Origin of the sequence: Leptothoe sp. LEGE 181152, from assembly GCF_032906605.1 — a bacterium.
In the GTDB taxonomy this organism is placed as follows: Bacteria; Cyanobacteriota; Cyanobacteriia; order Phormidesmidales; family Phormidesmidaceae; genus Leptothoe; species Leptothoe turfae.
In genome coordinates this window covers 46,636-59,025 of sequence record NZ_JASATU010000026.1, presented here as the reverse complement: position 1 = coordinate 59,025, position 12,390 = coordinate 46,636, and the positions used below count along the sequence as shown (strand labels likewise).

9 protein-coding genes are annotated in these 12,390 nt (G+C 44.7%); 4 read left to right on the top strand and 5 right to left on the bottom strand.

The window, feature by feature from the left end:
* Positions 1–10 precede the first annotated feature (10 nt).
* The 4 genes from QGP82_RS14960 to QGP82_RS14945 all read right to left on the bottom strand — a co-directional run bounded on the left by QGP82_RS14960 (position 11) and on the right by QGP82_RS14945 (position 6,464).
* Positions 11–919 carry a TraB/GumN family protein gene (locus QGP82_RS14960; protein WP_499059992.1) on the bottom strand — a complete coding sequence of 303 codons (909 nt, stop codon included), beginning with the start codon at positions 917–919 and terminating at the stop codon, positions 11–13.
* Between the two features lie 251 nt (positions 920–1,170).
* Positions 1,171–4,464, bottom strand: coding sequence for an NACHT domain-containing protein (locus QGP82_RS14955; RefSeq protein WP_499059991.1), 3,294 nt, complete (start codon positions 4,462–4,464; stop codon positions 1,171–1,173).
* Between the two features lie 77 nt (positions 4,465–4,541).
* The gene (locus QGP82_RS14950; RefSeq protein ID WP_499059989.1) at positions 4,542–4,688 is read right to left on the bottom strand and encodes a hypothetical protein; all 147 of its coding nucleotides are present in this window, start codon (positions 4,686–4,688) and stop codon (positions 4,542–4,544) included.
* Between the two features lie 168 nt (positions 4,689–4,856).
* Positions 4,857–6,464 carry a glycosyltransferase family 39 protein gene (locus tag QGP82_RS14945; protein ID WP_499059987.1) on the bottom strand — a complete coding sequence of 536 codons (1,608 nt, stop codon included), beginning with the start codon at positions 6,462–6,464 and terminating at the stop codon, positions 4,857–4,859.
* Between the two features lie 1,566 nt (positions 6,465–8,030).
* On the opposite strand from QGP82_RS14945, the gene QGP82_RS14940 reads away from it, so the two are divergent.
* The 3 genes from QGP82_RS14940 to QGP82_RS14930 all read left to right on the top strand — a co-directional run bounded on the left by QGP82_RS14940 (position 8,031) and on the right by QGP82_RS14930 (position 9,423).
* Complete coding sequence (locus QGP82_RS14940; protein ID WP_499059985.1) at positions 8,031–8,465, top strand: AAA family ATPase; 435 nt, start codon at positions 8,031–8,033, stop codon at positions 8,463–8,465.
* Positions 8,405–8,788 carry an AAA family ATPase gene (locus QGP82_RS14935; RefSeq protein WP_499060061.1) on the top strand — a complete coding sequence of 128 codons (384 nt, stop codon included), beginning with the start codon at positions 8,405–8,407 and terminating at the stop codon, positions 8,786–8,788. Before QGP82_RS14940 ends, QGP82_RS14935 begins: the two co-directional genes overlap by 61 nt.
* A gap of 512 nt (positions 8,789–9,300) precedes the next feature.
* Positions 9,301–9,423 carry a hypothetical protein gene (locus tag QGP82_RS14930; protein ID WP_499059983.1) on the top strand — a complete coding sequence of 41 codons (123 nt, stop codon included), beginning with the start codon at positions 9,301–9,303 and terminating at the stop codon, positions 9,421–9,423.
* A gap of 138 nt (positions 9,424–9,561) precedes the next feature.
* On the opposite strand, the gene QGP82_RS14925 is transcribed toward QGP82_RS14930, so the two are convergent.
* Positions 9,562–11,820, bottom strand: a complete 2,259-nt coding sequence (locus tag QGP82_RS14925) for a Tex family protein (protein ID WP_499059981.1) — start codon at positions 11,818–11,820, stop codon at positions 9,562–9,564.
* A 105-nt stretch (positions 11,821–11,925) separates the two neighbouring features.
* On the opposite strand from QGP82_RS14925, the gene QGP82_RS14920 reads away from it, so the two are divergent.
* A complete protein-coding gene (locus tag QGP82_RS14920) occupies positions 11,926–12,360 on the top strand; it encodes a hypothetical protein (RefSeq protein ID WP_499059979.1) in 435 nt (144 codons plus the stop codon).
* The last annotated feature ends 30 nt before the right edge of the window (positions 12,361–12,390 follow it).

Genomic DNA, 12,390 nt, shown 5'->3' with positions numbered 1-12,390 from the left:
GGCATATTTATTAGTTGTTGCCAGTTTGTTGGACGGTGTACCTCTTATCTTGTAGCAGTTGAACTACACTATCGTCACCGACTAAATGGGCAGCACCAACCACCACCAAGTAGTCTTCGGGTTGATTAATATAAGATTCAATGTCCGGCATCCAGTTCTGATTACGCTGTACCAGCAGAGCATCATAGGCCTCAGGAAAACCGGCAAAGCCCTCTAGTATCAAACTTTCAAATGTAGGGGCATCACCTGATTTCCAGGCTGAAATCATTGAACCCATTACGGTTTCTAAGGCATCTAATTCTAAAATGGTTTGCTTAACGAGGTCTGCCTGGATAGACGGAGGCATATCGTCTAAGAACCCAAATTGTTCTTCAATGGTTTCCAAGGCTAAGACATTTTTATTGGCTAGGCTCGCTTCATTGAAGAAATAGGTATCTACGCCATAGGCTGGCTCAAAGCCTAGCTGTAAGAGTTTGAAAACCGATAGGTTGATGAAGAAAGCCCAAGGTTCAAAGTTGTTAAATCCAGCGAAGGGCAGGCCTATGGCGGTAGCTGTTTCTTGTGCTAGTCGATAGGTCTCGTCATCGAGGGCGTTATAGATGACTTCATCTGGGCTATCGGGTGCTGCTGCTGCCAAAAAGGTTTGTAGAGTTTCTGGGCTTTCGGATGCACCAATGTTAACTTCAAAAACAACGGTTTCGGCATCTTCAAATGCAGCTTCAATAGGCTGAGCCAAGGGATAATCCGTCTCTCTTAAAAGATGGATGGCACCAAGCAGATACACCGTGTTGTTAGGGGATTCAATTTCCCATAGGAAGGTCTTATCTTCAGCCTGGCTTGGTTGTACTAAGCTGAAAAAAGCAGCCAATGGCAGCATTGCTGTCAGGCAAGTTCTAGAGAAAGGACTTTTAATGTTCATGGCTTCTGTATTTGAAGTTTAAACATAGATAAGCTGTGCAATTTTCCAGGTCTAACACACATAGAGACTAAGTGTCATTATAGATTAAGGTTTAGTGGATGGTACGGCATCGCTAATTCTGGCGTTATCGTCATGCATTTATGTAGGATAGTGATGACGAATCCAGAGCTTAAAGGGCGCACGAATGTACGCCCTGAGTAAGACAGTGGGGTGTCTAGTAAAAATTTTAGAGCTCTCCCAGTGATAACCTTTTAGTCTAAAATTCGCTCTCTTACGATGCGAATGCTGCCCCAAGGAGATAGTCTTCCCTGAATTTGTTGTTCCAAAAGCATGGCTAACACATATGCTTTAAGTGCCTGGTTACGTTTATTTAGGTAGCTCATGTCGGATAGTTTTTTGTTCTGGGTTAGTTGTTTAATAATTTGAGTGTTTTTACCCAGGGGATGAGCTTTTGCCAAGGAATACCACATAGATGATGCCATCAGCAAATGGGCACACGTATTCATGACATTTCGTTGGGAGGCAAACTGTCGTGAAAAGCTTTGTTCAAAGTCGTTTTCAACGTGAGTAATCCACTTAGGATACATGAGATGTATAAGTCCTATCTCATTGCCACTTAATTGCTTCAGTAGCTTAGGCATCTGCTTTGTACCCGTACACCCTTTTTTGAGATCAGCAAGCAGTATTTGACCAATGGCTGTGCATTTAGACATGTCCTGTAGCTCTATAGATATGCCCTCCTCACATAATGTCCAAGCTGTTTTTAGGTCACGGATACGTGCCACTATATGATGCTCAGTCAACGTCAAAAACTCAATAAGTATTGCTAAAACAGTTTTGACAACTTTAAATGCTAAGTCCCGAATAGGATAATCGTGCAAACCAAGTCTTTTCTCAAACTGACGAAAGGTATTCCCTAATTGATAGTGCCTCAAAATAGGACTCTGATCGGTCCAACTGGCTAACTCCAGAATAGCTTTCCTCTGTTGAGAGATCCCATAACCTTTGGCTTCGGTGCGTGCTCTTTGGATTTTCTGATAGATGCTGGTGACAAGCTTTAAGGCCATTATCAGGTTATCAACAGTGGTTACATCAAGCCCGAGTCTGGTAGTGTGGTGAGAGCTAAACCTGTTATGGGGCAGCAACTCTGTGAGATTGAAAAAAGCCTTGCCATCCATCTGCTGATATTTTAGACAGACATCTATGGTTCTGGAGACTTGTGTTTTAAGTTGTTGTGCCCAGTAAATCTGATGGGATAGCTGTTGGTTAATGGCATGTCTCCAGGCTTTACTTTGGTTTAGATTAATATTTGCTAGTTGACAGATGTCATCTTGAGTACACCAGCCGCCAGATGACTGTTGCTGGATTAGTCTCTCCTGAAAAAAACTTACTTCTTCAGTGATTTTTGGTAGTCTAAACGCAAAATTGCCGTGGCCATATTTTTGCGTCAGCCAGGTGCAAAATGTAGTCGCATCCTGAGGCCGAATACCCATAATTGGCTGCAATGCCATATCAGCCGTAAAAACAGGCTTTAACCAATAGTCTGGTTGATGAGCAGCACCTGTTGATCTGCGCTGTTCATCAATAAACAATTGATATTCACAAGCCATGACATGTGTTTGATCAATCTCCAGGTTACGGGCAACGGGCACCAACCGATCAAACCGCTGAACTATTTTTACCTCTGCGGCTTTAGTGCGCAATATTGGATCATCAGAATTTAAATGGGTATCTAGGGCATTCTCTAACCGTGTCCGCAACGGCAAGTCAACCTGCATAGCTTCGGCTAAACAATCATAGACAAGTTTGAAAGCCACTACACTCTTGGTGCCTGATGTGGCTAATTTGTGAGCCTCTTCAATAATGCGAGTTGCGTTGCTTTGGGCTGCATATAAACGAATGGTTTCTGACCACCATGCATGTAAAATACGCGCAATCAAAAGATGCTCACACCGTTTATTTTTAATCATCGAAGCGGCTAAATATTCTTGAATACAGCGATGATTAAATTCATAGAAGCCGACTTTATCACTTAAGGTCAGTAGACCAACATCGTTGACGACGTAGGAAATGAAGGTTTCAACACTAATTTTTTCACCCCCTGGACACTCATTTAAGCTTTTGCGTACAAGGTTTTGAATAGTCTGATCCTCAAGCGAGAACAGTAGTCGTTCTTTCATTACTAGTTCAAAGGCTAAACCCTGAAGCACTAAAAGCGTTTGATCAGCCGTTAGTTGAATGGCCTTTTGCTGTCCTTCAGAAACAGTGCGACGCTCGATCATCACTTTACAAATCTCTTTATACAGTGCTCCTCGTGATTTAGGCAGTTCGTACCCATTCTCATAGATGGTGATGATCATAATGAGTAATAATGGCGTACTCGTCAGCTGAAAAAGGTAGGGATTTCGCTTGATCCTAACAATCAACTCATTGGCTTTACGATGAGCTTTGACGACAGTGGCTGCTCTATCTCTTTTGTTTTTAGCACCCTGGCTTTTCATCTCTTCGTGATGCTCATACCATGAAAGAATAAACCTCTCTGCCTGTTTGAAGTTGATCGAGCGAATTTCGAGAAATGTTGTAATTCCTTTGATGATCTCTTTGCGATCTGTAAAAGGACGAGATGTTACGATAAACGCCGAATCTGGATATAATCGAATCTGTTGAGAAATCCAGTGTCCTATTTTTGCTTGGTCTTGTTCATTACCAATTTCATCCATGCCATCGAGCATTACCAGGCAACGCCCTCGCTTTAACTGGCGATGAAACCATCCCAACGCAGGGTTCAATGTTTGAATGGATTCCTGGGTTTCGACCAATGTTGCCAAATTTTGAGATGGATCACTCAAAATAGTTGAAGTGATTTCTCTAAGGGGTAAAAAAACGGGAATTAATCGCCTAAACTTACGGGTGGCCTTAGTGCGTTTTGCGCCTGAACTGGCCAATAGCAGGTACTTAAGCAGGGTGGTTTTACCAGCACCAGGATTACCCGTAATCATAATGGGTTGATATTTTCGAGTACCGTGCCCTCTGCTAGTCAACGATTGCCAAATGGCAGATAGACCATGTTCATCGGTTGGGCGTATGGGGGTTTTGTGGTAATCGTCATAGGAGAAGTTAAAAGAGATATAGACTTCTTCTAGCTCACAGTTAAAGGCAAGATTGGCCTTAGATCCGGGGAGCTCAAAATCACCATAAAGGGTTTGTACAAACTTTTGATAGCGATCTATAAACCTTAGCGGAGCCTGATAGCGTAACAGTTGAATCAATAAGCTGACTCCGTCAAAAAGGTAATCTGCCAGAGAGTCTACTTTTTCTCCTAGCTTTGTTTCTAGTCTTTTTGTGAAACGTTGAAAGAGATTTTTGAGAATTTCTAGAAAAACTGCTGATGTGAAGGAAAAAAAGAAAACCTCGCTGATGTCTAAATTGGATACTTTCTTACTCCAGATCAGTGCTGCGGCGATGCCACTAGACATCGCAATATTGGTGCCAAATTTCGATAAAAATAGCTGTAGCCCAGGAAATGGATTATTTGGGGTAGTCATGGCAATAGACGAACACACTCACAGGACTTATAGTTCTATATAGTTCTGGGTTATGTACGTAGTATTTGTGCCAGACCCTAAGCCGATTTCTGTAGACCCTGTTGGCAGAAACCGGCAATTGCGATCGCACCCAAGCCGATAGTAATAGTCCTCTGATAGGTCAATAGAAACTGTAGTGCTCTTAGACCAGCAGCACGAAAAATGGAAGCCTGAAACAGGACCAAGATAGAGAGAAATCAATTGCGGCTTAGCCAGTGAAAAACGACTGCGAGAGTAATCTACCACTCCAGCACAGGCAGTTAAAGCGCTTGCACTAAATAATCACCCCATTACCCCATCACTCATCCCCCCATCTACATCCCCAACCTGGGTCTTTAGTTTTGTGCAGGCAGTTAAGCCGAGTCTGACTGTGGCAATAGGCTTACTCTAAAAATTTGATAGTGGCCCACCCTACTAAATGCTTGAATGTTGACAGCAGAATGGTTCCACATCCAGCTTTTCTCAAGCTGTCTCAAGGGGGATATCGATTGGATCTTTGCTGATATTTTTTCGTTGAAATTTCCCAGAGGTAAAGACTCTAGCATCTGTCTGAGATTTTCAATTGAAAATGTTGACTCAAATCCAATGTAGTATTTTAATCCCGGTAGAGCATTAACTCCATCCAGCGTGCGCAATACTCGGTCATCGTAGTATTTATCCTGAAATTGTTGCCAAGCAATCAACTCATCTGGGGTCAGGTTATTGTTTTCATAGACACTAAAGACACTTAGCTCTGGGTAGGCAACACGCAGGTAATGAAAATCTGCATATTCCCAAGGGACTAGAACAGAAAATGGCTGGTCACCTGCGTCAAGCTGAATCTTGTCGATAGCTGTTGCGAACTGATCGGTCCTGACTTCGTGCTCGGTTAAGGGTTGGATCAGGGCTGCGCTGACGATAATACTCACCATGCCAGCCGCCCAAAGGGTTCGATAACTGGGTTTAGGCATACGATTGGCCCATATCTTTAGAGTATCGAGGGCTAACCACACCAGGCCAGCCAAAGGGATAACGCTGAGGGTCAGATATCGGGTTTCCAATCGTGAAAGAATTACAAGGAATGGTACTGTTGCTAGACAAAGCCAGACGACCATAAACCATTTCCAGCGTCGGTTAGGGTTGAGTAACGCTAGGGGTAGAGCTAGTAAAAATAAACCATAGGTGAGCGATAGCTGAAAAAGCTTAGCGACCAGTGGCTTAGTTTGCTGATTGGCCACTGCCATAAATTCTAAAAATTGGCTAAGGGGAATTTTTAATACAAATAGCGTTAGGCCAAAGAGGATTAAGGAGCCAATGCCAATGGCGACGATGCGCAAGATGGCGTTCCGTAATGAGCATTTATATTGGCCAAAGAGCAGAATAGTTGCGGCGAATGAAATATATATCCATGCGTGAACGTGTTTGGTTAACCCAGTGAGTGCAAGGAAAATAGCGGAAAGTATTAGCCACCTGAGCCACGTTTGGTGTTCAAGTGACATTAGTAGAAAGAGACAGGAAAGGGCAGCAAATAAAAGAGCGGGTATATCAGGGCAGGTCTTAAAGGCGAGAAACACCGTCATTGGTGCAAAGAGGGAGAGAAGTGTTGCTTGACCTAGTCCCTTGGCACCGGGCATGAGTAACCGCAGGGTGAGATATCCGGCTACAGCTAGAGCGACAAGCATTAGCAAATAGACTACTATGACTGAGTTAACAAAATCCAGCCCTGGCCCATGGAATGCGGCGATCCCTTTCATGATTGCTATGTGGCCAAGGCGAGAAACGTTAAATCCGGGTATACCGCTGGGTTCAAAGCCTTCGTAGAGAATCTGTTGCCAGGGTATGTAGGCGGCTGTGTAGAGATAGCCTGGTTCATCCCAGTGCAGTCGGCCATCATGGCTAATCCATAACCATAGTGCAATTGCGAATACACCCAATAGGAGTTCGCTCCATTTGAAGGCGATTTTCCCCCGGAGACTATTCATAAGGAGGTGTCCTGCGAGATTGTGCTAGAACAGCCGTGCCATGTTGTTTTTGCGAATCGATCAGATTACGCGATGTGAATTGGGAACCACTAAATTGGCAATCGTTGCGGGATTTGTGTCAAGGACAACACTGCTGTTAGGGAAATATACTGACAAAGCTTGAGGCAATGCTAACAAAATTGTTCTTTCTCATGTATTAAGCTTATGAATCGTTATGATAGTTTCTGTCAATTATGTTCGGCACTGTTTTGCTAAGGGGTGAGATATTCAAGCCCTCTACATAAGAAGAGTTCAACAATTGTTAATGGCCTGTTAATGACCATTCAATGGTCAATGAAGCCCATCGCCATTGTTTGAGTGTTACCTTGGCCTAATCTCTAATGTGGTCGAACCTAGTTGTGTAGTAACCGTTGCATGTTCAAGGCTCTCTGTAATCTTTTTTATGTTGGGCCCTTTAGTTTTGAATTGAAGTTGCCATGTCTATGGCTTAATAATTAAAATTAAATTTGACAGCAATTGGAATTCAAGCCATATGCGTTCTTTGAGTGAAGTCATCTATCTAGCAGCCTTCGCTGGGTTCTCGTTTTGGACTGCTTCCTTTATGTCGGTTGTTTTGATAGGAGTCTTTCGTAAAGGTAGTGATCCCCTTCCAACAGTATCTAGGCTTATAGGAATATACTTCAGTAGAGCATTGGCTTTAATAGTAATTTTTGCTGGGATGGTTTGGTTGTTAGTTAGATTAACTGATTTCCCTATTTACCTGTTTAATGATGTTTCATATGTACGAATTTCCTTACTAGCTATATTTTCTGGAATAACTTCAAGCATAATCAGTATTGTCTTCCCTAACCTCTTTTTGCAGGGGCTTCCAAGCAAGGACTTGTAAGGAAGAAATTCACTTTTCGAAGACATGTACATGTACTTCTTTATCTCTTTAGCAGTTGGCTTTTTAAGCGGCATGTGCGTTCATGCTGCAACTATCATTTTTCGTTCAGAAAGACGAGACGCATTGCTACAAGAGAAAATTCGTTCAACAGTTCTTGTTGGATTACTCTGGTCGATAGCATTCCTTACTATATCTTCTATCGTCTATCTCAAGGAGAACGCGATACAGCAGAGTCAGTTACTAGCGCTTATCCTCAAGATAGGAATCGGGCTACCTTTAATTTCTATCATCTTTGAACTCTGCTACTCTGCTGTTCGTAACCATCCAGAATAGCTAGCCACAGAGTTGGAGCGCAGCAGTTTAATAATTAGGACAATTTTACTATGAACTCGTTTAAGTTAACGAGAGAAGATAGGTTGCTTGATGGAAGCGGCACTAAAATCGGCATTATCTCAAGTAAACGGGCGTATCCAAGTGTTGTGGGACCCTCGATAGATAAGAAAAAAAGGATGGGATAATAGTCCCGCCCCAAACAAAAAATATAGTCATGATTTGAATAGACTTTTCTTTCCAATCTGATGCATCCCATGGCCATCAATGCCCCAAGGCTGGCCACATTCTATACTAGATTCACCTAAACTAGGAGCACCTGCTGGTATCCCCTGTGCGGTCAATCGCCCATGAAAGTCAAATCGATTTCCATCCGTAACTTTAAGCGATTCGAGACCCTGGATCTATCCTTTGAAAATCAGGTCCTGGACGAAATTAGCGATCGCTACTTAATCCTTGGCGATAATGGCACCGGCAAAACCACTCTATTGCAGGCCATTGCCCTACCCCTGGCCCTGGCCACCCGACGTATTACTGACATTGCCGACTTCAACTGGAGCGGCTTTCTCCCTGGGCGCTACTGGCGCAACGGCGCACCCAAAATAGAACTCACTGTCACCTTTACCCCTGCCGAAAGACAGGCTACTCGCGATATCGCTCACCGCTGGTACGCTAACCAGCCAGACGACTTGCGCAGCAGTCATCCCTTTGTCAGCTTGAAACCCTGTACCAACGAGTCTTTCCTGGACGAAAATTTTACGGTGTTGAAAGTCTACCAAAACTAGACTCACCTACTGAAGAAACTGCCTACTTTCTCCTAGAAGATGAACAACAACATCACTACGATATTGCTGAAATGTCAGCGGGAGAACAGTCTATTTTCCCAATTCTTTATGAATTTGTTAGACAACAAATTGCTCACTCTATCGTTCTTATTGATGAAATAGATCTGAATCTGCATCCTCCAGCAGCTCAGCATCTAATGAAACAGCTTGTGAGATTAGAGCCTAACTGTCAGTTTATTATCACCACCCATTCTGAAGCTGCTAGTGCCATTGCTAGTCCCCATGAATTACATCGCCTCACTGGAGGTGCCCTTTGTCTGTAACACAGCTTTACTGTGAGGAGAGATTTTGATTGTGCTTCTAGTACCATTACCCAGCAGCCTATTGCCCTATTTGAAAATAGTATTCAAGTGGGATGGACATGGGAACGCAAAGAAATCGAAAACTATCTACTCGATCCTACCGTCGTTGAACAAACCTGGCTATCCAAGAGATGGTTTAGCCTAGAAGACTACCATCAAGCTTTGATGCAGGCGGTTGAGCGGTTACGATTCTATACTGTAGCGAGAACAGCTCTTTCCTGTTTTGGGTTTAGGAACCGTTGGGGTAGAATGTCAGTAGTTTTCCCACTGCTTACACATTTCCCAATAGCCTAGATCAGCAGTCATGTCGCGACAAAATCACAGAAATTGTCACCCTGAGTAAAGGGGATCGGCTGATTACCTCGGACAATGTTCTACAGAAATTTGATGATCTATTACCTGAATTCACTCCATCTGGACATCGGTACAATTATTTTCTGATTTATTTCTCTGGCAAAGATTTGTTTTGTGCTATGAAGCCAAGTTTAGATAACTGGCTGCCTAATCCCCAAACATCCATCCAAACCTTTACAGAACGAATTGTTGTTCAGTTAGAGCGGGCTGAAACTTCATGGACTTGGTTTCCAGAATGGTAGGCTCTTCGGCAACTATTGGAATAGCCAAATACCAAAGAAATCATCAATAGCTCAGTGTAATGGGATCAACTCAATTTGCCAGACACTGTCTGGCAAATTGGATATCGTAGTAGACAGAAGAGCCCCATCAGATAATGCTTACTTCCGTCGTTTTGGCCGACTAAACTTCGCCTGCAAGTCCGCCAAGCTAGCCGACTTCGGCGCAGCTTTCTCCACCGCCTGCTTCTTGCTCGGTCTCGGTGCAGCCTTCCCAACGCCACCATCCACCGCCTTCATACTCAACCCAATCCGCTTTAACTCCTTATTAATCTCCATTACCTTCACCTTCACCACCTGACCCACTTGTACAACCTCTTTCGGGTCCTTAACAAATCGATTCACCAACTGCGAAATATGCACCAGCCCATCCTGATGCACGCCAATATCCACAAACGCTCCGAAGTTTGCCACGTTGGTAATCACCCCTTCCAATACCATGCCTTCCTTCAGGTCTGAAATCTCATTCACTCCCTCCTGGAAGCTCGCATAGGTAAACTCCGCTCGCGGGTCCCGCCCTGGCTTCTCCAACTCTTCCACAATGTCCCGCAATGTGGGCAAACCAACTGCATCCGTCACATACCGTTGCAGCTCCAGATTCTCCAGGTTCAAATCACTCAAACCCTTTTTCCCATCCACTCCTTTATCCTTCAAAATTGTTGTAGCAATGTCATAACTCTCTGGGTGCACTGCCGTGTTATCCAACGGATTCTTTCCATCCCGAATGCGTAAAAAGCCCGCACACTGCTCATAGGCCTTCGGCCCTAACTTTGCCACCTTTAACAACTGTCGCCGATTGTTAAACGCCCCATTTTCATTGCGATAGGCAACAATATTATTGGCAATGGCCGAACTAACCCCCGATACATAGGTGAGTAATTCGCGGGAAGCAATATTCAAATCCACACCCACATAGTTCACACAGCTTTCCACGGTGGCATCTAGCTTTTGCTTTAGCTGCTTCTGATCCACATCATGCTGATACTGCCCGACACCAATGGACTTGGGCTCAATTTTTACCAGTTCCGCCAGCGGGTCCTGCAGTCGTCGAGCAATGCTAATGGCACCGCGCACGGTGATATCAAGATCGGGGAACTCTGCGATCGCAACCTCACTGGCTGAATAAATTGATGCCCCCGACTCATTCACCATCACCTTAATCGGCTTTGGATCTACACCTTTAATCACCTCCGCAACAAATGCATCGGTCTCTCGGCTAGCAGTACCATTGCCAATGGCAATCAGCTGAATATTGTGACGAGAGATCATCTCTGAGAGAATCTTTGCCGCACTCTCCTGTTTACCCGTATGGGGAAAGATCGCCTTATACTCCAGAAACTTCCCAGTTCCATCAATCGCTGCCACCTTACAGCCGGTGCGAAAGCCAGGGTCCACTCCCAACGTTGGCTTCATCCCTGCTGGGGCTGCCAACAACAGGTTTTTGATATTCACCGCAAACGTATCAATCGATTCGCCATCGGCCCAGGTTTTCTTCTCTGCAATCACCTCATTGGTGAGAGAGTTTTTCATCAACCGAGAGAAGGCATCTTTAATCAGAGTTTGATAAAACTGTCGCACATTGGCCTGCTTAGTGCGGATCTGACTGGTCTCTAAATGGTCAAGAATTTGGTCTTCATCACCGGTGAGATGAACCTTAAGGATGCCTTCTTTGTCACCCCGCAGCAGGGCCAGCAAATTGTGGGGAGCAAGCTTTGCGATCGCACATTCATACTTGCGATACATCTCATACTTAGTGCTGCCCTCGGGATAGTCCGGCTTAATTTTCGAGCTAAATACCCCCGTTTTTAGCAGCGTCTGCCGCACATAGGCCCGCAGATCCGATTGCTCTGCAACGCCCTCTGCCAAAATATCTGACGCCCCCTGCAACGCTGTTGCTGCATCGGGCACATCGTCCGTGATAAAGTTAGCCGCCAGATCTTCCAGCGATTTCACGGCTTCGCCAGTTTTATTGAGTTGAGCAATCTGCTGGGCTAGCGGTTCTAGACCTTTTTCACGGGCTATGGTGGCACGGGTACGACGTTTAGGCCGATAGGGCAGGTAAAGGTCCTCTAGCTCAGTTTTGCTGGTACAACGCTGGATGCGATCGCGTAATTCATCCGTCAGCTTGCCCTGGCCTTCAATCGACTCCAACACCGTTTGCTTGCGGTTCGTTAGCTCCGTCAGATAGGCAAACTGCTCTTCGATCTGCCGCAGTTGCCGTTCATCCAGTTCCCCCGTCTTTTCCTTACGATAGCGGGCTATAAACGGTACCGTTGCCCCCGTTTCCAGTAGTTCTAACGCTGCCTCCACTTGAGCGGGTCGAACCGATAGATCCTTGGCAATGACGGGAGCAAACTGCATAGGGAGTTTCTAAGAAAATAAGTCGCCATGATTATAGCGAGTCATACTTGCCCCCAATCGTCCTTAATTGCTATACCGTGAAACTACAGATGCTGTCCCAGAGTTATGAAACGACCCGTAGGTGTGACAATTTTGGCCATTATTGATGGTTTACAGGCCATATTGCTAGGTCTGATGGGGATTGCTGCCTTTTTTCTAAGCAAAATAATTCTAGAGCAGATGCGTCTAGAGCCTGAGATGTCGGGGCTATTAGAGCAACTGCCTCCAGAGGTCATAGAAACGTTTCCTAAAGTGATGGGGGGAATATTTCTAGTGCTGGCATTGGCGAACGCTGCGATCGCAATTGGCCTATGGGCGCTACAGTCATGGGCCTGGTACTTAAATCTAATGCTGCAGGCCCTGGGTATTTTTGGCAATTTAGGGGGCCTACTGATGGTCAACCCCATCAGTTTGGCAGCTGTGGCCTTTAGTGGCTTCTATATCTATTACTTTTTGCAACAACCTGTGCAAGAAGCCTTTGGCGTTCGTAATGGGTTTTGAAAAAATGTCAGGAAATCCTATGGATTAACA

Excerpts from the sequence above, each read along its gene's own strand:
- QGP82_RS14925 (WP_499059981.1), bottom strand. The coding sequence starts at position 11,820 with ATGCAGTTTGCTCCCGTCATTGCCAAGGATCTATCGGTTCGACCCGCT.
- QGP82_RS14960 (WP_499059992.1), bottom strand. The coding sequence starts at position 919 with ATGAACATTAAAAGTCCTTTCTCTAGAACTTGCCTGACAGCAATGCTG.
- QGP82_RS14920 (WP_499059979.1), top strand. The coding sequence starts at position 11,926 with ATGAAACGACCCGTAGGTGTGACAATTTTGGCCATTATTGATGGTTTA.
- QGP82_RS14955 (WP_499059991.1), bottom strand. The coding sequence starts at position 4,464 with ATGACTACCCCAAATAATCCATTTCCTGGGCTACAGCTATTTTTATCG.
- QGP82_RS14930 (WP_499059983.1), top strand. The coding sequence starts at position 9,301 with ATGAAGCCAAGTTTAGATAACTGGCTGCCTAATCCCCAAACATCCATC.
- QGP82_RS14945 (WP_499059987.1), bottom strand. The coding sequence starts at position 6,464 with ATGAATAGTCTCCGGGGGAAAATCGCCTTCAAATGGAGCGAACTCCTA.
- QGP82_RS14940 (WP_499059985.1), top strand. The coding sequence starts at position 8,031 with ATGAAAGTCAAATCGATTTCCATCCGTAACTTTAAGCGATTCGAGACC.